Consider the following 22,496-nt stretch of genomic DNA (forward strand, 5'->3'; position numbering starts at 1 on the left):
CTTATTTTTCATATTCATTTCAACGATTATTTTACTGGTATTCACCTAAAAAACATTCATTATAGTTGAGGTTTTTATATATTGATGAATTAACCATCAAATACCAATTGACTTTATGAGTGTTAATTCCACTGCTCAAAATAAGGAGCAACCCTATTTTCCTAAAAGCTATTTTTTAAACAGTAACAGTTCATTTCTAGACATTAAAAATTTTGCAGATGCACATTTAGAAATTTCTGTACAAGTTTCTAATTATCTAGAACAACGAGATCATTCATATTTAAGAAATACACAAGGTTATAATGAAGCCGAAACAGACAAGAAAATTGAAGAATACAAGGAATCTGTTGTAAGCATTTATCAGAAAGATTTCGAAATATTTCAGAAACTCAATGATTTAGATGATAAAAAATTAGTAAACACTTGGTTAGAGATATCAAAAGATGCGTATTACTATTTATTTAATTGTTTAACTGACAATACGATTGACAAAGCTAAAAAGTTAATAAATAATTATTTTTTTCTAAATAATATTGAATTACCTGTTGCTATAGAGGCAATTATGAAGAAACGTCGCAGTCTATTTTCTAAGTTGTTTGATGTTAGTGGTATCAATTTTGATTTGAGTCCAGGTTGGGAAAGTAGAATGAAAGAAGACGATGGTGTAATTTATTTAAATCATATCAAACGTACCTTTTTAGAGCGCAAAAAATTCTTCTTTTCTATACTAAGAGTCAATTTATTACAGATAGAACACTATCTAAGTATATTAGTAGAAGTAGAAGAGAAAGAAGGTATCTTTGTTCCCAAATTCAAATATTTTAGAAAAGATTTCAATACAGAACTCAACAATTATATAGATGCACTAAACTATTCGCATGATTTTATGTTTTTTGAAATTCCTTCAAAACCAAAAAATGAAATAAAAGAAAATGATTCTTTAAATAATGAAGATGATAAAGAATTTCAAGAACTTATTAATGAGATGGAAAAGCTTCATAGTGACTTTACCACTATGACTGCTGCTACTACGCTAAAAAAAGTTAATGAAATTCACAAAAAGCTTTTTGAAGTAAAAAAAACGGAAGATAAAAGCTTTGTAAAAGACTACTTTAAAAAAGGACAATGGAATACACTAAGTCCATCAAAACAAAAAGAGTTTTTATATGGAAACATCATTTCTTTAGGAAACATTGCTGCAAAAGATATTGGAAGCGGTATAATAGGTGTCTTTAACGCGAAAGATAAAGGGAAAGCTGCTGAAAAATTAGGTGAAAAATTATTACAAGATATGCTACCTGTTGCTTTAAGTGCACTAGGAATGGCTTTTGGAGGTCCATTATTAGGATCGTTTTTACAAGGAATGACAGGTTCCTTATTAGGAGCAATGTTTGGAAAACCACCAAGTCCTTTTGATGCGCTATCAAAACAAATTAAAAATGTAGAAGAAGACATACATATTCTTCAAAATATTGTCGTTACCGGATTTAATAAAGTTTTAGAAGATACAAGCTTAATAATTCGTAAAGAAGGAGAAACACAGCAACTCATCATTGGATTGGAAAGCAAGATGAAAGGTGAATTTGATGATTTAAAAAGCTTTATCAAAGATGAACTCAAAGAACAAGAAATAGATCAGCATCTTCAAAACATTACAGATTCAATTAATAACTTACATGCTAGTTACGGTAATATGCTCCAAAAGGGAAATTCGGGCACCTATATTGCAGGAGATAAAATTGTTGAGGATTTAAAGAAAATGATGATTTTAATCATATCTGGAGGAGAAAGTAATTACGATTTTACATCAAAAGAATACAGCATCTTGCATGAAAGTTTTCAAGGTGGAGCTTTAAGCAAAATCATAAAAAGCAATAAAAAGGAAGAATTTGTTGATACGCTAGGTAAACTAATTAAAATATTTAATAATGTTGATAGAGTCTTAAGTTCGTATGCACAATATAGGAAACTACATTTTACGAATAACGCAATTATCGGTTTTATAGAAACAAACAGCATTCCAACATTAAAACAATCTAGTAGAAGTCTATTTCTAAATGTTGTAGATGATTTAATAAAAATGCAAACACGTGATAATGAAGGACTCATTACTGCCTTGCAAATGCATGGAAAACTAATAGAGTTATTAGTACTTGGAAAAAATAATCTACAAGTATATTCCAAATATCAAAATGCCTCACAAAATGATAGCCTTCCATTTTTAGATTCTTTCAGTTTAGCTGAAGTTAATTACGATGGTACGTTAAAATTTCAAGACAAAGCAAAGCATATTCCAAAATGGGTAAACTTTGATGTAGAAAATCAGTTTGATGATACAAAGCCAACATTTAGTAGGTATTTTACGGCAAACTTGGGCGAATCAAAACTGATTAACTTTGGAGATCAACCTTTTGGACAAATCTTTTTACCAACGCTTAATGACGTAAAACTTAGTTTTAGCTATAATGATACTATAAGCTTGATGGACAAAAATGGAAAACCAAGATTAGTACAATCGGTTCCATATAATTATTCTTATAAACTAGAAAATTCCGATAATAAGGAATACATCTTTAAAAATGAATTGGAATTTTTATTCACTGATGTAGGCGGTTTTAATGTTGGGAAAGGTAAAAGTTATAACTACTATAAAGATACTTTTAACGTGCATGCCGAAGTACACCAGAATGTTGGTGAAGAAATTGACATGTTAAAAATAAATGATACAATACTAAATTTTAGTCAAACTATTTGGCAAAAAAATAAAAATGAAAACGCTACTGACTTTAAACTTGAACGAAGAGCAAATGATAAATTTGTTTCAATAGCTTATCAATATGGATGGCCAGATTTAATAGGTGAAATTAAATCAACTTTTAATTTAGATAATTTCTTCAAATTCGACATAAAAACAAAAGAAAATATTTTTGAACTTGGCGATGAAATCTTTTCTCCAAATAAAAAATATAAACTACATTTTGACATGGATGATTTAATTATCGAAAATGTTGAAAGTAAAAAAACTGTTTGGAGTTTAGGATACTATATGCATTTAGATAAACTTACACTTAAAAATGCTAAAGCAGCGCTAACATTAGATAAAGGAGAACTTAATTTTAATTTCTGTTCAGATACAATAAATCCAAAATTTGCAGAAACTTTCTCTCTTTCATTTCCTCAAAAAAATATAATTAAATTATGGCTTGATGATGACGGAACTATTCAAATTTTTCAAAAATATGGTATTAATAAATACCGCCAACGACGTTTATTTCTCACGTCATTGCTTAAAGACGATTATCTACTACCAGGAGAATACATTCATGACACAAACCTCAAAAGAGAATATCCGAAACACTTATTACTAACACAAAATGGAAACTTAATACTGAATGCTGCACATCCTGGAAAAATTCCTAAAATAATATGGGACGCAAACCTAGGAAGTGCTCAAAAGACTAATGAAAGTGAAGCTTATAAATTGCATATTCTCAACGCAAGGTTAATACTTGAAAGTAAGAATGATAAGAATGAAAATTTCACATTTACACAACGATATGTAGAAAATTTATACATTAGTAAGAGTGTATTGTACATTAATTCAGAAGCCGAAAAGGATAGAGATCGAAGATTAATACTCTATGCACTTTTCGAAGATGATGTGTTGTATGAAAACGAACAAATTTATTCTCCTAACAAAAAATACTATTTTAAAGTCTTACCAAAAGCAAAAATGGAATGTAAATATAATAGTGGTAAACCTTGGGTTTCTGGAGGAGATGCAAAGAAGGAAAATCTCACATTCAAAACTTATAATGCTACTTTTAAAAAGCATGATGAGTTTATTACAACTGGTTATACATTTCAGTTTTATTCAGATAATGATATCTGCATCAACCCAAAAGAATATCGTGGTTTCTATCTGCGGACATTTGTACATGATGATTTAAACAGACTTTACAGTTCTTTAGATCATGCTGACAGAAGTGGAGATTTTGGAAAAGACTTTGATACTATAACTATGTTATACATGATGAATGATGGGACGTTAGTAGGAATGATAGAGACGAATGAGCGAAAATTCAAATATTATGATCTAGGACTCATAAGTTCCCATATGGAGCATGGCTCCGATGAAGTAAAAATCAAAAAAAATGATTGGATAAACGGACCTGAAAAATAATTCATAATTAATAGAAACAAAGCACCAAGAAATATAAAAGTAGTTTTTGGTGCTTTTCATATTTTCAATCTAACAGCCAAAGGCTAGAAGCTAGCATCAAAACCCAACTGCTTTATCATCGCCACGCGGATCAGCGCCACCTTCTAACTTTCCATCTGGTAAAACCAAAATTCCTTCTACTTTTCCGATTACAGGACTATTAGTGGCGTCAATTGTGTAGCCTAGTTTGGTCAATTCTGCATGTAATTCATCGCTAAATCCAATTGGTTCCATCTTTATAACATCGGGCAACCATTGATGATGAAATCGTGGTTGATTAATCGCTTCTTGCATGCCCATATCATATTCATGGACATTCAAAATTGTTTGCAAAACCGACGTAATAATCGTAGATCCGCCAGGCGTTCCGACAACCATATATAACTTTCCATTTTTCTCCAAAATTGTAGGTGTCATAGAACTTAACATGCGTTTTTCGGGTGCAATATTATTCGCCTCAGCGCCAATAAGTCCAAACATATTTGGTTCGCCAGGTTTTGAACTAAAATCGTCCATTTCATTATTCAAAAAGAAACCTAATTCTTCACAAAACAGCTTAGAACCATACGCGCCATTTATCGTAGTTGTGACAGAAATTGCGTTTCCAAACTGATCTACAATAGAATAATGCGTGGTTTCATCACTTTCCACAATCTCAATAGTTCCGTGCGAAACTTCCGATGAAGGTGTTGCTTTTTCAAAAGAAAATGATTGCATTCTTTCTCTAATATAGCTTTCGCTTAAAAGTGTTTCTGTTGGAATTTCGACAAAATCAGGATCGCCCAAAAAGAAACTTCGATCTGCGTATGCGCGACGTTCTGCTTCTGTAATCAATTGAATCGATTTTGTCGTATTATGTCCAAATTTATCCAAATCATACGGTTCAATCGCTTTCATAATTTCTGCCAAGCAAATTCCTCCACTAGATGGTGGTGCCATTGAAATTACGCGTAAATCGTCATACGTAAATGTAATTGGAGTTCGCCATTTTGCTTCATAATTTGCTAAATCTTCTAGTGTCATAATTCCGCCAGATTTCTGCATAAAATCGACTAAAATCTGTGCGGTTTCGCCTTTATAAAATTCATCGCGTCCATTTAGTTGAATGCGTTTCAAGGTTTTTGCTAATTGTATTCGTTTTATAGTGTCATTTGCTTTCCACGCTTTCGCGAGAAAGAACTCAGCATCATTCACCTTTAGGAATTCTTCACGATATTTTTCTAAGCGTTCTTGTTGCTTTTTGGTGACAATCACACCTTTTTCTGCCAATGCAATCACAGGTTTTAAAATCTCTGACATTGGTAATTTTCCAAACTTTTCATGTGCAGCAAAAATACCCGCAATATTTCCTGGAATTCCAACTGCCATTGCGCCAAGCGTACTTTTATCGGGAATAATTTCTTTAGTAATAGAATCAATATACATGTTTTTTGTAGCTGCAAACGGCGCTTTTTCTCTATAATCTAACGAGCCAATAGTTCCATCTTCCAAACGATATACCATAAATCCGCCGCCGCCCAAACTTCCTGCATACGGATACGCAACTGCCAAAGCCAATTCGGTGGCAACCATTGCATCAAAAGCATTTCCGCCTTTTTGAAGAATCAAGTTTCCAATATTTGAAACTTCTTCACGAGCCGAAACAACCATTGCTTTTTCTGAAATTACACCAGCTACTTTTTTGGCTGATTTTTGTTCTGTTTTACAGGAAAAGAATAACAAACAAGCAATTCCGATATATAGTATATTTTTCATCATATTCTTAAAATGTTTTCTTTTGTAGCTCGTTTAGTTTTTGTTTTGAAAATTCAGTCAATTCCTTAAAAAACGAAGTGAATTCTGCTTCAAACTCATCATAAAATTCTTGAAGCTCTACAACTGCCAAATTCATTCTGGATCGGTTTTGAGTTCTCTTATTCATGCCTTCCAATACCTTTGTAATTCCTTCAATAGAAGCATAACTGAGCAACCAATTGTCCTGAATCATATGTGGAAGCAGCCGTTGTACATTCAGCGGAAGCGTTTCATAATTATCTTCTAACAAATGATAAAAATCGTCTACATACGTTTCAAGCGGAATATCGGAATAGTTTTTCCAGTTTTTCGCCAAAAAATGATCGTATAAAATATCTACAATTACGCCACTGTAATGACTGTAATTTGCGTGCAAACGTTTCGTGCTGAGTCGCACAGTTGGATGCGCGTCCGTAAAGGTATCAATATTTCTGTGCAATAGAATACCACGCTGAATTTGTGGCGGATATTCCATGTATTTTTTTCCACGAATACTGTCCGCAATAAAATTGCCGATTTTTATTTCATCATCGTCGTGTGAAAGGTAAATATGTGCTAAGAAGTTCATTTGTTAAATTTAATGAGAATATTTTTCTAAGAATACTATATTTGTAAAAAAATATTTTTGAGACTTCCAAATCTAAACCCATTACGTTTTTTCCTTGCGTTTATCGTAATGATTTTTCATATTCCTCAGTTTTTCAGAAACAGAAATATGCCTTTTTTTGATGAATTTCCTATATTTCATAGAGGAACAGAAGCGGTATATGTTTTCTTCGTATTGAGCGGATTCTTAATCATTCGATTGTTGTACAGAGAGCGAGAACACAAAGGGAAAATCGACATTAAAAACTTTTACATTCGTAGAATATTGCGCATTTATCCGTTGTATTTTTTAATTATGATTGTTGGTTTCCTGTATTACAACGTTGTTTTGTCGTACATGGGAATTCCGTATGATACTGATTATGACTTGGTAAATGCACTATTATTGTACACTTTTTTCTTGCCAAATGTAGCGTCAGGTTTGTATAGTCCGGGCGGCGCAATTGAAATTTTGTGGTCTATCGGAATTGAAGAGCAATTTTATCTGTTAATTGCGCCAACATTGGCGTTTCTCAACAAGCAATTTTTCATCAAATTTTTCATCCTATTTACCATTGTATATTTTGCTGTTTTTGCGAGCAATCTATTTCCGTTTTTACAAAGATTTGACTTTTTATATTTTTATTTCTCCGCAGGTGGATTAATAGCGATTCTTCATGAAAAATATAAAATTGGAAATATGATTCATAAATATGGTAAAGTATTGATTTTGTTACTTTTTGTATTGTATTTTTGCACCAATATTCTCAAAGGAATGAACCTAAATTTATACCACTTTATAAGTATGGTATTATTTAGTTTTGTAATATTGACGCTGAGTTATGATCCAATACTTAACATTCGAAATTCCTTTTTGAATTATTTAGGAAACATTTCGTACGGAATTTACATGTATCATGCATTGGTTATGCAATTAGTAGGTTTTGTAATGCTCAAATTGATTGCTAAAATACAACTGCCAGATTTGGCTATTATTTTGCTTTCATATGTATTAGTTTTGGGGATAACTATAGTAGTTTCGCACTTTTCATATACCTATTTTGAAAAGCCGTTTTTAAAATTAAAAAATAAATTTAGATAACATATTATGACATTAATCAAATCAATTTCAGGAATTCGTGGAACTATTGGAGGAAAAGTTGGTGATAATTTAACACCAATTGATGCTGTAAAATTTGCAAGTGCGTACGGAACTTGGTTGAAAAACGAATACAACAAATCAAAACTTACGGTAGTTATTGGTAGAGATGCCAGAATTTCGGGAGCAATGATTCAGAGTTTAGTAGTAAACACCTTAGTTGGCTTAGGAATTGACGTTATCGATTTAGATTTGTCAACGACGCCAACAGTAGAAATTGCTGTTCCGTTGGAAAAAGCAGATGGCGGAATTATTTTGACGGCAAGTCACAATCCAAAACAATGGAATGCGTTGAAATTGCTAAACCATAAAGGAGAATTTTTAAATGGTGCAGATGGCGCAAAAATCTTAGAAATCGCAGAAAGTGACGCATTTGACTTTGCTGAAGTAGACGATTTAGGAAGCGTAACACGAAATGATTCATATATTGATATTCATATTGATGAAGTATTAAATCTTGCGTTAGTTGATGTAGAAGCTATAAAACAAGCAAATTTTAAAGTGGTTGTTGATGGTGTGAATTCTACAGGAGGAATTGCAATTCCGAGATTATTACGTGCGTTAAATGTTGAGGTTGTAGAGTTATATTGTGATCCAACAGGACATTTTCCACACAATCCAGAACCGTTAAAAGAGCATTTAACGGATATTTCCGAATTGGTTGTCAAAGAAAAAGCAGATTTAGGCGTAGTGGTTGATCCAGATGTAGATCGTTTGGCATTTATTTGTGATGATGGCGAAATGTTTGGCGAAGAATATACCTTGGTTGCTTGCGCAGATTACGTATTGGGTAAAACGAAAGGAAATTCAGTTTCTAATTTATCATCTTCAAGAGCTTTGCGCGATGTGACAGAGAAACATGGCGGAATGTACCAAGCAAGTGCAGTTGGAGAAGTGAATGTAGTTACATTGATGAAAAAAAACAAGGCTGTTATTGGTGGAGAAGGAAATGGAGGAATCATTTATCCTGAATCACATTACGGAAGAGACTCGTTGGTTGGCGTTGCTTTATTTTTGACACATTTGGCAGAGAAAAAAATGACCGTTCGCGAATTGCGTGATAGTTATCCAAGTTACTTTATGAGTAAAAATAAAATTCAATTAACGCCACAATTAGATGTTGATGGAATTTTAAAAGCAATGGCTGAAAAGTATGCAAACGAAGATGTTTCTACGATTGATGGTGTAAAAATTGATTTTCCAACAAACTGGGTTCATTTACGCAAGTCAAACACAGAACCAATTATTAGAATTTATACAGAAGCAAAATCACAAAAAGAAGCGGATGATTTGGCGCAACGTGTGATAAACGAAATTAAAGCAATTACAAATTTGTAAAAATAGAATCAAAATATAGAAAGAAAAGCTGTCCAATTGGATGGCTTTTTTAGTTAGTATAATTTGTGTAACATCAATAATTTTTAAAATAAATAAACTGTATACTATTGATTATCAATAAGTTGAATTATTTTACCTAATACCTAATACCTAATACCTAATACCTAATACCTAATACCTAATACCTAATACCTAATACCTAATACCTAATACCCAAAAAATCAACATTCAAAACATTTCAATTTTTCTGCGCTCACATCTTCGCGTTCACTTCCTTTTAGTGGATTTTCAAGTAGTGGTTTGGTATCTAATACACGTTTAAATTCTTTTGCATATTCTAGAAGGTTATCACGCCGCGCTTTTATTTTAGAGGCAATATCTTTCGCATGCAGATTGTATAAATCGTCATTCCAATAGCGCAAAGCGTTTTCAATGTCATTATCTGTTAAGTGCGTTTGGATGTAGTTTGCTTGCTCAATAAAAATAGTTTCAGGTGTATTGTGAAGAAAATATATATCGAAATCATAAATCAGTCCTTCCATATATTCAATATCGTTTTCAAACGGACGTAATTCTTCAATTACATTTTCGTTAGTCAAAATACTCGGAATTAATCCGCTAGTTTTGAAAAAAGCATTGTCTCTATCTCCAGGAATTGGATATGCTTTGTAGTCGAATTCATTTTTAACAATTGCCCAACCCCATTGTTTAGTGTGTCTGTCCCAATCGCCAATTACCAAGTCGAATAGGCGAGCGCGTACCAAACTAGCTTTATCAATTTGTAAGCTATCGTTCAGTTCCATTTTTAGTTCTTGTAAATCTTCTGTGTCTACTATTTTTGTAACGTTTTCGTAGTTTGTCCAATTAACGTCGCCTTTTGTTTCATATTCGATCATGAATAGACGATTGCCGAATTTATCATTGTAATTTTCTAGAGTTTTCTGTTTCGGAATAAATACAGCTTTCGGATTGGTGTTCGGTACATTGATACTTTCTGAAAGTCTAGCAACTACAGGCGATGCATACGGATGTTGTGACGAAATCCCGTCCATAATAATATTTTCTAAGCCTAACGTTTTGGCAAATTCTGGAACTAATTTTTCAGGATTCTTGTTGATGCTTCTCATACTGTACATGATGCCATCTTTTTTACTTTTTAGCCGTAATGAATGTGTTTGTTTTCCGCCACCTTCTTTAATAATTTCAACGCCACCAAAAAGTGTGTCCAAAAATACGATTGGTAATTCTACTTTTGCTTTCCATGCATCGCGGTAATTTTCGCCCTGTAATAATGTTTTAAACATATCAGATTCATACAACGTGCTGGCACTAACTAAAACAGTTTTGTGCTTTTTGAAATTAGTCTCGCTAAGCTCACTGATGTTATGAATTGTACAAGTTTCAAAAGTTTTTTTAGAGTTAGCAATGCGTAAGTAAACTAATACTATTATAGCTACAAAAACAACAATAAGTATGCGAAGCGGTTTTTTCATGATTATTGTATGAATTGATGTTTTTTAGCATGCGCAATGGCTTCATCTGTAGTTTCAATCAGTACTACATTGACATCTGTGATAGATTCAATAATGCTTTTAACTGCGATCATTTTGCCTTTATTGGCAACAGTACGTATGTAAATTGCTTGAATCCGATTCGGAAATTTTCGCGCAATTTCAATGTAGATATCGTGATCTAAATCTGCGGCATCGCCAATTAGTATGAATGGTAAAGTAGGATATGTACTAATTATATGCGATATTTTCACATATTTATTCCGTTCTTGAAAGGTGTCTTTTTTTACGTTTTCAAAACCTATATCGCGCAATAATAATATTCCTTTTGGGAAATTATAAAATTTCAAGAAATCAATCAAATACTCATGTAGATTCCACGGACTATTAGACAGATAAAAAAATGGATTGTCGCGCTTACCATCTGGACCTTTTTGTAACAAAGTATAAAATTCTTGTGCGCCTTGTAGCGGCAATCTGTTATTACTATGTTTGAAAAAAGAATTGATGATTACTTTCCATTTAAATGTAGAAGATAAACCAGTATCAATTACGGTGTCATCCATATCTGAAATAACTCCAAACGAAGCTTCCGTACTCGGAAACATAATATGATCTTCTATTTTATATATAGATTTTTCGTCCTGAATCAATTCATATGTAACAGGAAGCCATTCTGTAACTGCTTTGTTATTGCGTTTAATAGCGTGATTTGCATCTAAATACACATAGCCTTCTTTGTCAGAATTCAACATAATGACTTCAGTATCAATAGATACTTTAACAATTTCATTTTCAGACTCATCGGTTTCAAATCGTTTGTACGAATTGTAAAGATTTTTAATAAAACTGTCTTCTTGGGAATGCGTGATGCCTTCATCTTCCAAAACGCGTGCTTGTGCGTAGATTTTTTCACTGTTCGCATAACCGCCAAAAGGCATAATAATTACAGGATCTTCATCATCAATAAGTCTTGAAATGAACTGGAATATAGACATGGGTTAGCTTTCCTTGTTTACGATGAATGCGTGAATTACACCTGGCAACCATCCTAAAAGAGTTAATAAGATATTGACTAATAATGTACCACTCATTCCGTGTTTTAAACCTACTGCTAAAGGTGGAAAAATAATTGTTAAGATAATAGTTAAAATTGACATGATTTGTTTTTTTAAAGTTCAATACAAAACTATAAATGAAGTATAAACAGTGTTGACTGTGTTAATTTAAAAATTAACTCAAAAGCATTTCGGATTATATACGTCTGACAATAAGATAGTTTAGTATATTAGTTGTAACGAAATACGTAAACACGCTACTTATTTTATTGAACCTACTAAATAAAACCGCTATGGAAAGTACCTATACAGTTTGGAAAAAATCAACGATTCGTACCATTGAAGATAAAACAACTTCATTTGACGAGACACTTCATAAAAAAGTTGAAACAGATTATCTCAAGCGATTGGTAGAAAAAATGGCAACGCATGCGGCTTCTCCAGAAACATTAATCGTTTTTCAAAAACAAATGGATGCATTGGTTGCGGCAATTCCAACCTCAACAGGATTTGAAGATAAAGAGCTTCGGCGCGATTTCTTAAAGAAGAAAAATAAAATTAAAAATACGGCTACAATCAAGCACAAATTAGTTCACAAAGGATATTATATAGGCATTTGGTTGGCTTTTGGAATGGCGCTAGGAATTTCATTTGGCGTAGCTTTTGGAAATATTGCGTTAGGCTTATCAATAGGTTTAGCAATTGGAGTTGCTATTGGAGCTTGGTTAGATAGTAAAGCTTTGAAAGAAGGTAGAATAGTATAGTTTATTTTTCTTTTTTCTGATACTCAGGCGGCACTTTATCTCTGTGTTTCCAACGTTTATGAACCCAATAATAATATTCTGGAGCTTCGTATAATTGCTTTTCTAATTCTCTGTAAAACAATTCAGTAGGTTCGTTTAAAGGATAATTTTTAATTCCTTTTGGAGTTAATGGAATAAAAGTTCCTTGGTAATGTCCGCGCTTTACTTTTTCAATCTTAAAATAAATAAAAGGCATATCTACTTTACGAGCCAATACTTCCGAACCGTTAAAACATGGAACTGTAATATTCATAAAATCTGTCCAATAATAATTTGGCAATGGCTTTGGCGATTGATCACTTACCATATAATAAATAGCGAGCAGATTATTATTTTGATTCTGTCTAATCGTTTTAAACGTATTTTTTGTAGTAATTAAAGTAGAATTTCGCTTCTCGCGAATATCACGCACTAACTTATCAAAGTATTTGTTTGTCAGCTTCTTATAAACTCCATATCCGCGTAGCGAAACATATTCCTTCATAATATTCATCCATTCCCAATTGGCATAATGCCCAGAAATTAAAATGATACTTTGTCCTTTTTTCTCGTATTCGTTTATCACTTCAACATTTGGAAAAACGAAACGCTTTCGCAATTGAGCATCCGAAATTGTCAATGATTTGATCATTTCCAGAAACATATCACACAAATGATGGTAAAATTTCTTTTCAATCTTCAAGCGTTCGGCATCGCTCTTTTCAGGAAAAACTAACAATAAATTTCCGCGTACAACCTTCTTTCTATATCCGACAACATAATATACAAGCAGATAACAAAAATCCGAAAACAGATACAACAAGCGAAATGGAAGAATGGAAATCAACCATAGAATTGGATATATAATAATGAACGCGATAAGCTGCATAAGTGTACTAAATTTTGACAAATATAGCTATATTTGAAAAATTAACACAGGCAATTTTAAGATGAATTTAGAACTCGTAACTATTGGAGTAATTGTAGCAAACGTTTTGGTATCACTCAAAGGGTTTAATGATTATGCATTCCGAAGTAAATATATATTTAACATTGGCGCAATTCATCGTGGAGAACATATCCGAATGATTACGTCTGCTTTTTTGCATGCAGACATGCAACATTTAGCTTTCAATATGATTACGCTATTTTTCTTTGCAGATACCGTAGTTTACTTTTTAGGCGCAACTTATTTTCTATTAATCTATTTAGGAAGTTTACTCTTAGGAAGTTTATTTTCGTTCTATTTTCACAAAGATGAACATCATTACAGCGCGTTAGGCGCAAGTGGCGCAGTTTCGGGAATTCTATTCTCGGCAGTATTATTGCGTCCAACGATGATGATTAATTTTATCATTCCAGGATACGTATTTGCTATTGGGTATTTATTATATTCTATTTATGGAATGAAAAATAGAACAGGAAATATTGGACATGATGCGCATTTTGGTGGCGCTGTCGCGGGATTTGTTATTACGTTACTACTAAAACCTGAACTATTATACCAAAGCACATTAACTGTAATTGCTATTGGAATTCCGATTGTTGTATTATTTGTGATGAATAAAATGGGAAAGATTTAAATTTCTAAAAAACATATAAAACCAAAAAAAACCGATCAAATTTGATCGGTTTTTTAGTTTCGTGGGGAGAGCAGGATTCGAACCTGCGAAGACGTAGTCAGCAGATTTACAGTCTGCCCTCGTTGGCCGCTTGAGTATCTCCCCAACGTGTTTGATTTGCTTTAAATCGGTTGCAAATATACTATACTTTTTGAACCATGCAAATAAAAAATAAACGTTTTTTTAGTTAAAAAAGTAACTTGCTGAAAATCAGTTTTTAAATTTTAAATGCTGAATGCTAAATTTTAAATGTCAATTTGAGAGCAGTCGAGAATCTTTCGAACTAAAAAGTATTTCTCGATAGTTGTGCTGAGTTTATCGAAGTACAAAAATCTTCCAAAATTTCACCTGAAATGATGTTTTGTCGATCAAAAAAATTATTTTCTCATAAACTCATAAACTCATAAACTCATAAACTCATAAACTCATAAACTCATAAACTCATAAACTCATAAACTCATAAACTCATAAACTCATAAACTCATAAACTCATAAACTACTTCCCAAGCAATTCCACAATCTTAGCTTCCAATTGCGCTCCACGTAAATTTTTCGCAACAATAGTTCCTGTTTCATCTAAAATAAATGTTGCAGGAATAGAACGTATATTATAAGTACGTGCAATTCCATCTCTAAAACCAGCCAAATTCGAAACTTGATGCCAAGGCAATCCATCTTGCTCAATAGCGCGAATCCAATCTTCCTTAGCGTTTTTCTGATTTGGACGACCATCTAATGAAACACCAATAATTTCCAATCCGTCAGCATGATACTTATTATAAATATTTACCACATTCGGATTCTCTATACGGCAAGGTCTACACCAAGCAGCCCAAAAATCAATAACGGTTACTTTTCCTTTAATATCATTCAAAGAAATATTTTTCCCTTCAGGGTTTGGCGCGGTAAAATTTGTCGCAACCGAACCAACAGCAGCTCTTAACAGTTCCGTAATTTTAATAAATAAATCTTCTGCTACTTTGGTTTTCTTCATGTCACTAGGAAGTCCATCATAAAACACTTTGGCTTTTGGCGCTGTTGTCAACTTATTCTGCAACATACGATTCACCAACAATACAGAAATATAAGAATCTGGATGCTCTATTACATATTGCTCTTGATACCCAATTGCTTCTTTCTCTAAATCTGAAAGTTGCTTTCTAACCATTGCTACTGAAGCGGTATCTTTCGCTTTAACAAGAACAGCATAGCGTTCTCTAGCTTTCTGCATTTTACCAGATAATATTTTAGAATCTTCAATAAAATTCACATATTCTTTATTGTGCTTTCCACCAGAAACTTTTGCTTTCGGTAAACTATCTTTATAAGCTTCTACTTTAATATCGCTATTTTCTAATATCAACGTATAATTTCCTGGCGCACCATTCACATACACAAAACCCATTTGCGGAAACTCAGTTTTCCCAGTAAAAATAAACTTTCCACCTTGTACAATTGCAGTATCTTTTGGTACAGGCTGTCCTTTATCATTCGGAACTCTCAAAAATGCACGTACGCCATCAGGAATACCATTAATAGTAGTTTCTATAGTATATCCACTTCCGTTAGATTGAGATTGTTCTCCACAAGAAGTAAATAGTAACAGACTGGCAATACCTGCCATTAAAAATACTTTTTTCATGTTTGTATACATTTTTAGTCAATAATTTTAATAGTTAAACGCGCAAATTTAACCAAATGAGAAGAATTTCCCTAGTAATACCATTTGTAGTTTGAATCTAATGTAAAAGAAAATGATGATTTTTTTCTTTATTCGAGTTAAAAAACGAAAGCATAGCCTTAATTGCTGTTTCTTTTTTTTAGTAAAGAAGAAAGGAAAAAAGGGTATTTTAATACAGTAAAATCAAATGGTAAATGGTATGCATTTAAAACTGATAACGCACACCTAAAGCTAAATCAAAATCCAGATCATTATTAAAGCCTTTTTCAAAACCAATTTCGGGTCTAAAATCTAGCGAAACTAGAAGTGGAAAATCAAAATTATATTCAATACCAATATCGCCTGCAAAAAAGCCGTAAAAGCCGTCATTTGTTTCGTTTTGGTTGCTATTCCAAGTGCCAAGTCCGCCGCCAGCACCAGCAAACCAATTAAATCCGCCATCAATATTCCAAACCCATTGATACAATCCTGTTAACTTATACGCGTCATATTCGTCGCTATCTTTCCAACCCAAATCGAGTTCTAATCGGTTTGTATTTCCCAATGCGCGCTGATATGAAATTTCGGTGCCAAATCCATTATTTCCACCAATTCGTAATCCGATAGCATTATCAGATATTTCTTGTGCAGTAGTAACATATCCAAAAAATAAAAAACTCAAAATAACTAACTTTTTCATGTGTTTATGTTTTAAAATTATAGTCTTTTTAATTCTAGTATTATAACTGAAAAAATAAGTTTATATTGCTAAAAAAATTACAAAAAGTACTCAAATCAGTAGGATGAAAGCCAAATTAGAAAAACTAAAAAACAGCTTCGAAGGAACTATTTTTTATGATGATTTACACAGAATTCTCTATGCTACAGACGCTTCCGTATATCGAAAACTTCCGTTAGCCGTTGCATATCCGAAAAATAATGCTGATTTAAAATTATTGATTGCTTTCGCGAATGAACACGGAACCTCGCTCATTCCGAGAACTGCAGGAACTTCACTTGCAGGACAATGTGTTGGCGAAGGAATTGTAGTTGATGTTTCAAAACATTCCACTCGAATTTTAGACATCAATCAAACAGAAAAAACCGTTACTGTTGAAGCTGGCGTTGTACGTGATGAATTAAACGCAAACCTACAACCACTAGGATTATTTTTTGGACCAAACACTTCCACTTCAAATCGCTGTATGATTGGCGGAATGGTCGGAAACAACTCATCTGGAACAACTTCCATACAATATGGTGTTACGCGTGATAAAGTAGTTTCTATGGATGTGTTACTTTCAGATGGAAGTGAAGTGACTTTTGGCGAAATTACCATAGAAGAATTTCATCAAAAACGAGCATTGAATACGCTTGAAGGTGAAATTTATCAAAAAATATATGAAACATTAATCGATAAAAATAATCAAGCTAGAATCCGAATTGAATTCCCAAAAGCCGAAATTCACAGAAGAAATACTGGTTATGCGATTGATGAATTGTTGCAATCAGAACTTTTTACAGAGAATGGCGAAACGTTTAATATGTGTAAATTACTTTCTGGAAGCGAAGGAACATTGGCTTTTACAACTAAAATTACGTTGCAATTAGACGAACTTCCACCTAAATACCAATGCGTAGTTGCAGCACATTATGAAAGTATAGAAGCTTGTTTGCAATCGGTTACGTTGACAATGAAACATAATTTGTACACCTGTGAAATGATGGACAAAATTATTTTGGATTGTACTAAGTCAAATCTGGCGCAAGCCAAAAACAGATTCTTCGTAAAAGGCGATCCGCAAGCGATTTTATTACTAGAATTGCGATCAGACACGGAAGAAGATTTAAGAAACCAAATCAATAATTTAATAGTTTCACTTGAAAAAGAAGGCAAAAGCTATCATAATCCAACCTTAAAAGGTACCGAAATTGCGCAAGCGATGGAATTGCGAAAAGCAGGATTAGGCTTATTAGGAAACATTATTGGCGATAAAAAAGCGGTTGCATGTATTGAAGATACTGCGGTTGCCTTGGAAGATTTATCAAATTACATTGCGGAATTCTCCGAATTAATGAAAAAATACGAGCAAAAAGCAGTGTATTATGCACATGCTGGCGCAGGAGAATTGCATTTGCGTCCAATATTGAATCTAAAAAAGAAAGAAGATGTGGTGTTATTTCGAAAAATAACGCGTGATGTTGCCAAATTGGTCAAAAAATACAACGGTTCATTCAGTGGAGAACATGGCGACGGAATAGTTAGAGCAGAGTTTATTCCGATTATGATAGGCGAGAAAAACTATGAATTATTGAAAGATGTAAAGCAGGTTTTTGACCCGAAGAACATCTTTAATCCTGGAAAAATAGTAGATGCGGCAAAAATGGATACGTTTTTACGTTATGAAATTGATAGAAAAGAACCTGAAATAGAAACATTTTTTGACTTTTCGGACAATCAAGGAATTTTGCGTGCGGCGGAAAAGTGCAATGGCTCAGGCGATTGTAGAAAACCAGCTTCGTTTTCAGGAACGATGTGTCCAAGTTACCGAGCTACCAAAAACGAAAAAGATACAACACGAGCGAGAGCAAATGCATTGCGTGAATTTTTGACACAATCGGAGAAAGAAAACAAATTCGATCATCCAGAATTAAAGGAGGTTTTCGACTTGTGTTTGAGCTGTAAAGCGTGCGCAAGCGAATGTCCAAGTAATGTAGATGTTGCAGCCTTAAAGGCAGAATTTTTACATCAATATTACAAATCGAACAAACCTACGTTTCGTGACAAAGCGTTTGCATTTTCTACCAAATCAAACAAATTGGCAAGTAACTTTGTAGGGCTTTCAAACTTTGTGAAAACCAATAGATTTACATCAAAAATAATTAAAAATAAGCTTGGAGTTGCACAAGAACGAACACTTCCTATTAATTCAAGTAAAACTTTAGATAAAATAATTAAAAAGACTTTAAATCAGTTAAATACAAATAGTTCAAAAACTAAAAAAGTATATATTTTTAGTGATGAATTTACTAATTATTTAGAATCTGATATTGGGCAAGATGCATTAATCGTTTTATCAACTTTAGGATATGAAATTAAGCATATTTCGCATGAAGAAAGCGGACGTACATTTATCTCAAAAGGTTTTCTGGCGGAAGCAAAAAAAGTAGCAAATGCAAATGTGAATATTTTCAAAGAGATTCTAAATGAAAATGCAGTTTTAGTCGGAATTGAACCTTCTGCAATTCTCACATTTCGTGATGAATATATTCGCTTGGCGGATGATAAAGAAGCGGCAAAACGAATTGCAACACATGTATATTTAATTGAAGAATTTTTAGCTGCTGAAATTACTTTAGGCGAAATTACGTCGGAATCATTCACGCAAGAAGCGAAAAACGTGAAAATTCATGTGCATTGCTATCAAAAATCATTATCCAATCAGAAATGTACATTTGATGTGTTGAATCTTCCCAAAAATTATAAACCCACAATTATTACTTCAGGTTGTTGCGGAATGGCAGGTTCATTTGGATACGAAAAAGAACATTATGAAGTCAGCATGAATATTGGCGAACATTCCTTATTTCCTGCTGTTAGAGCCGCAGAAGTGAATGCAATTATCGCTGCAAACGGAACAAGTTGCAGACATCAAATTAAAGATGGAACACGAAAAGAAGCGTTGCATCCAATTACTGTTCTTAGACGCGCGTTGCTTTTAGATTCTTAGATTATTAGACGCGCTTCGCTTTTAGTATTTTGGTCACGCTTCGCTTTGGTATCGCTGACGCTCTTGGTATTTTGGTATGTGAATTATTTTACGTTTGATAAACTTATAAACCTTTCAACTTTTAAACTAGACTCGCTTCACTTTAGTGATTAAATACTAATTCGTCACTTCGAGTAAATTTGCAAAGCAAATTTGTATCGAGAAGTGCTTGATTAAATTTAGGTCAAAAACGCAAAAAACAATCTAAAAATCTAAGTCAGTCCAAGAAGTCTAAAAATCTAATTTTCCACCAAATAAGAACTCAATTCCTCCACACTAGAAGCTGAACTCGAAGTCGGAATACCTAAATTTATATTAAACGTAGCCAAAAGTGCTACTGTAGTTTCATTTAAGCTAAAACTAATATCAGAATCTGCTTTTAACAAACCAACATTTGGACCGTAATACCCGCGAATTGTCAATACATCTTGCGGATCAAGAATAGAGAAAACTGTTGGATTCCCAAATATATCAACAGATGTGCTTACGCTAAGTTCGAGGTTGAAATCAACAACTTCAACATCAGAAAATGTTTCAGAATTTACAGTCAAACTCGACAAACTTTGAACTTTTTCAGTGCTTAATGTAAAAGCTATTGTAACTGGAAAGCCTTGAACATCTTGTGTAAACGTATCCGAAAGCGTAAAAAGAGTTGTATTTGCAGCAACACTTGTGTCATATAATACTGCGCCTTCAAAATCGATAGCGCCACTTCCTGGCAAATCAAAAGGCAATTCCAAGCTACTATTTAGTGTGAGCGCAGTTCCTTGTTCGGTAAGTGTTCCATTTGCTAGCAGCGTATTCATCGTACCATTTGCAATATTATTCGTGTTTACGTCTAACATAAACGAATTTCCGCTTCGTGATGCTACATACAAAGAATCTTCCGCAGTAGTAACAACGTTCGTATTATCAGTAGTTGCAACATCATAATTCCAGTAATTATCTAAAGAAGCAGGAAAATAATTGGCTGGCAAAACAGGTGTGTCTGTAGTATCAGTTGTTGTAGAATCATCATTATTTCCACAGGAATTCAATAATAATAACATGCAGATTCCAAAAAGGTATATTATATTTTTCATTTGGTCGATTTAAGAGTGTGAAATTAAGTGCTAAATATAACATTCACAAATAGTTTTCCGTGCTATTTTTGAAAATAAATAGTTAGAAATTATCTTTTTGGATTTCCCATAAGTGTGATTTTCGCCAACAAATCTTAGTAATTCATGGGTTTTAGCATGTAAACAGTAAAAAAACATAAAAAATGAACTTTAAGTTTAGTTGTCTGAATGTTACTATTTTATAAAATGAAAAGTTCAAATGTGAACATAATTTTCAGCATTTGTTGGGTTTTTACATCAGTTAGGTTAAATTTACAATTGTTAAAAAAATACTATGGCAGGAAATACCTTTGGATCACTATTCAAATTAACCACTTTTGGAGAATCTCATGGCGCCGCAATTGGCGGAATTATTGATGGTTGTCCCGCAGGATTGGAATTGGATTTTGAAATGATTCAAGCCGAAATGAATCGTAGAAAACCTGGGCAATCAGCCATTGTAACACAACGAAAAGAACCAGATACAGTTGAATTTTATTCAGGAATATTTGAAGGGAAAACAACTGGAGTTCCTATTGGATTCGCTATTCATAACACCAATCAGAAATCTCACGATTATTCACATATTAAAGAAACCTATCGTCCATCGCATGCAGATTATGTGTACGATCAGAAATACGGACATCGCGATTATAGAGGCGGCGGAAGAAGTTCGGCGCGCGAAACAGCTTCTAGAGTGGTTGGTGGCGCGATTGCAAAACAATTACTTTCAAACATAAAAATAAATGCATTTGTAGCTTCTGTTGGAGAAATTTCTTTAGATAAACCGTATCAAGAATTAGACTTTTCATTGATAGAAAGCAATCCTGTGCGTTGTCCAGATCCTGCAAAAGCGGCAGAAATGGAAGAAAAAATTAGAGAAATTCGCAAAGAAGGCGATACAATCGGCGGAACTGTAATGTGCGTTTTACAAAATGTTCCTGTTGGATTGGGCGAACCAGCTTTTGATAAATTGCACGCCGAACTCGGAAAAGCCATGTTGTCCATTAACGCTGTAAAAGGTTTTGAATACGGAAGCGGTTTTGAAGGTTCAAAAATGAAAGGAAGCGAACACAATGATATTTTCAACGCAGACGGAACGACAAAAACGAATCTTTCTGGTGGAATTCAAGGTGGAATCAGCAACGGAATGGATATTTATTTCAGCGTAGCTTTCAAACCTGTGGCAACTATTATGCAAAAGCAAAAAACTATTAATAAAGATGGAGAAATTGTTGAAATGACAGGAAAAGGTCGTCACGATCCATGTGTGGTGCCAAGAGCAGTTCCTATTGTGGAAGCAATGGCTGCATTGGTTTTAGCAGATTATTATTTAATCAACAGAACTATTAAATTATGAGTGTAAAAGATTTTTTTACAGCAGTTATTAAAATATTTGCGATATACATTCTTATTGAAGGAATCATTCCATTAGTATCGAGTCTTATTTATTATAATGAAATAAGAGATTTCAGTTTTATACTAGGTTTTATTGGAATCATTTTAGTTTTTATCGCAATTATATATTTCATGTTGTCACAAACAGCTAAAATTGTACATTTTTTACGATTAGATAAAGGATTTGAAACTGAACGGTTTGATTTTTCTAACGTAGAGAGCAATTACATTTTAGAAATCGCAATTACAATAATGGGTTTTTATATGTTGTTTTTTACAATTCCATTTATACTAATGGATGGTTATACATTGCTAAAAGGCAATGTAAATAGTCATAGTTTTAACTTTAAGAGTCCTGAATTACTGTATGAAAACATACTTACAAACCTATTATACATCCTAGTTGGAATAATTATTATACTTTTAAGGAAACCAATTGCAAACATATTTACTTCAAAATCATAACTATTAAAGTTTCTACAAACGAATCACCACAT

17 protein-coding genes and 1 tRNA gene are annotated in these 22,496 nt (G+C 33.1%); 8 read left to right on the forward strand and 10 right to left on the reverse strand.

Features of this window, described 5'->3' with window-relative positions:
* Positions 1–115: 115 nt before the first annotated feature.
* The gene (locus IMCC3317_RS01405) at positions 116–4,183 is read left to right on the forward strand and encodes a hypothetical protein (protein ID WP_160127723.1); all 4,068 of its coding nucleotides are present in this window, start codon (positions 116–118) and stop codon (positions 4,181–4,183) included.
* A gap of 96 nt (positions 4,184–4,279) precedes the next feature.
* Here the strand turns inward: IMCC3317_RS01405 and ggt are convergent, their stop codons facing one another.
* Positions 4,280–5,980: a gamma-glutamyltransferase gene (ggt, locus tag IMCC3317_RS01410; protein WP_160127724.1), complete on the reverse strand. Its 1,701-nt coding sequence runs from the start codon at positions 5,978–5,980 to the stop codon at positions 4,280–4,282.
* Between the two features lie 4 nt (positions 5,981–5,984).
* Positions 5,985–6,584: an acyl carrier protein phosphodiesterase gene (locus tag IMCC3317_RS01415; protein WP_160127725.1), complete on the reverse strand. Its 600-nt coding sequence runs from the start codon at positions 6,582–6,584 to the stop codon at positions 5,985–5,987.
* 57 nt (positions 6,585–6,641) lie between these two features.
* Here IMCC3317_RS01415 and IMCC3317_RS01420 point away from each other — a divergent pair, with 57 nt between their 5' ends.
* Together IMCC3317_RS01420 and glmM are read left to right on the forward strand one after the other, a co-directional pair.
* Positions 6,642–7,703, forward strand: coding sequence for an acyltransferase family protein (locus IMCC3317_RS01420; protein ID WP_160127726.1), 1,062 nt, complete (start codon positions 6,642–6,644; stop codon positions 7,701–7,703).
* A gap of 6 nt (positions 7,704–7,709) precedes the next feature.
* Positions 7,710–9,098 (forward strand): phosphoglucosamine mutase, encoded by a 1,389-nt coding sequence (glmM, locus tag IMCC3317_RS01425; RefSeq protein ID WP_160127727.1) that lies wholly within the window; start codon positions 7,710–7,712, stop codon positions 9,096–9,098.
* A 221-nt stretch (positions 9,099–9,319) separates the two neighbouring features.
* Here the strand turns inward: glmM and IMCC3317_RS01430 are convergent, their stop codons facing one another.
* Genes IMCC3317_RS01430 through IMCC3317_RS01440 form a run of 3 tightly spaced genes read right to left on the reverse strand, consistent with a single transcriptional unit; the run spans position 9,320 to position 11,769 of the window.
* The gene (locus tag IMCC3317_RS01430; RefSeq protein ID WP_160127728.1) at positions 9,320–10,591 is read right to left on the reverse strand and encodes a hypothetical protein; all 1,272 of its coding nucleotides are present in this window, start codon (positions 10,589–10,591) and stop codon (positions 9,320–9,322) included.
* A 2-nt stretch (positions 10,592–10,593) separates the two neighbouring features.
* Complete coding sequence (locus IMCC3317_RS01435; RefSeq protein WP_160127729.1) at positions 10,594–11,607, reverse strand: App1 family protein; 1,014 nt, start codon at positions 11,605–11,607, stop codon at positions 10,594–10,596.
* A 3-nt stretch (positions 11,608–11,610) separates the two neighbouring features.
* Positions 11,611–11,769: a YqaE/Pmp3 family membrane protein gene (locus tag IMCC3317_RS01440; RefSeq protein WP_160127730.1), complete on the reverse strand. Its 159-nt coding sequence runs from the start codon at positions 11,767–11,769 to the stop codon at positions 11,611–11,613.
* A 191-nt stretch (positions 11,770–11,960) separates the two neighbouring features.
* On the opposite strand from IMCC3317_RS01440, the gene IMCC3317_RS01445 reads away from it, so the two are divergent.
* Entirely contained in the window at positions 11,961–12,431 is a 471-nt protein-coding gene (locus IMCC3317_RS01445) for a hypothetical protein (RefSeq protein WP_160127731.1), read from the forward strand.
* Position 12,432: 1 nt separating this feature from the next.
* On the opposite strand, the gene IMCC3317_RS01450 is transcribed toward IMCC3317_RS01445, so the two are convergent.
* Positions 12,433–13,338: a lysophospholipid acyltransferase family protein gene (locus tag IMCC3317_RS01450; protein ID WP_160127732.1), complete on the reverse strand. Its 906-nt coding sequence runs from the start codon at positions 13,336–13,338 to the stop codon at positions 12,433–12,435.
* Positions 13,339–13,399: 61 nt separating this feature from the next.
* Between IMCC3317_RS01450 and IMCC3317_RS01455 the strand changes: the two genes are divergently transcribed.
* A complete protein-coding gene (locus IMCC3317_RS01455) occupies positions 13,400–14,032 on the forward strand; it encodes a rhomboid family intramembrane serine protease (protein ID WP_160127733.1) in 633 nt (210 codons plus the stop codon).
* Positions 14,033–14,094: 62 nt separating this feature from the next.
* Here IMCC3317_RS01455 and IMCC3317_RS01460 read toward each other — a convergent pair.
* From IMCC3317_RS01460 to IMCC3317_RS01470, 3 genes are all read right to left on the reverse strand, one after another.
* Positions 14,095–14,176: transfer RNA gene (locus tag IMCC3317_RS01460), tRNA-Tyr, on the reverse strand.
* Positions 14,177–14,567: 391 nt separating this feature from the next.
* Positions 14,568–15,713: a TlpA disulfide reductase family protein gene (locus IMCC3317_RS01465; RefSeq protein ID WP_160127734.1), complete on the reverse strand. Its 1,146-nt coding sequence runs from the start codon at positions 15,711–15,713 to the stop codon at positions 14,568–14,570.
* A gap of 244 nt (positions 15,714–15,957) precedes the next feature.
* The gene (locus IMCC3317_RS01470; RefSeq protein WP_160127735.1) at positions 15,958–16,431 is read right to left on the reverse strand and encodes a hypothetical protein; all 474 of its coding nucleotides are present in this window, start codon (positions 16,429–16,431) and stop codon (positions 15,958–15,960) included.
* A gap of 103 nt (positions 16,432–16,534) precedes the next feature.
* On the opposite strand from IMCC3317_RS01470, the gene IMCC3317_RS01475 reads away from it, so the two are divergent.
* Complete coding sequence (locus IMCC3317_RS01475; protein ID WP_160127736.1) at positions 16,535–19,462, forward strand: FAD-binding and (Fe-S)-binding domain-containing protein; 2,928 nt, start codon at positions 16,535–16,537, stop codon at positions 19,460–19,462.
* Between the two features lie 278 nt (positions 19,463–19,740).
* Here IMCC3317_RS01475 and IMCC3317_RS01480 read toward each other — a convergent pair whose 3' ends face one another.
* On the reverse strand, positions 19,741–20,583 hold the full coding sequence (locus tag IMCC3317_RS01480; RefSeq protein ID WP_160127737.1) for a hypothetical protein: 843 nt from the start codon (positions 20,581–20,583) through the stop codon (positions 19,741–19,743).
* A 313-nt stretch (positions 20,584–20,896) separates the two neighbouring features.
* Between IMCC3317_RS01480 and aroC the strand changes: the two genes are divergently transcribed.
* The gene (aroC, locus tag IMCC3317_RS01485; RefSeq protein WP_160127738.1) at positions 20,897–21,961 is read left to right on the forward strand and encodes a chorismate synthase; all 1,065 of its coding nucleotides are present in this window, start codon (positions 20,897–20,899) and stop codon (positions 21,959–21,961) included.
* Complete coding sequence (locus tag IMCC3317_RS01490) at positions 21,958–22,464, forward strand: hypothetical protein (RefSeq protein WP_160127739.1); 507 nt, start codon at positions 21,958–21,960, stop codon at positions 22,462–22,464. The genes aroC and IMCC3317_RS01490 overlap by 4 nt, the downstream gene beginning before the upstream one ends.
* The last annotated feature ends 32 nt before the right edge of the window (positions 22,465–22,496 follow it).

The organism is Kordia antarctica (assembly GCF_009901525.1).
Lineage (GTDB): Bacteria > Bacteroidota > Bacteroidia > Flavobacteriales > Flavobacteriaceae > Kordia > Kordia antarctica.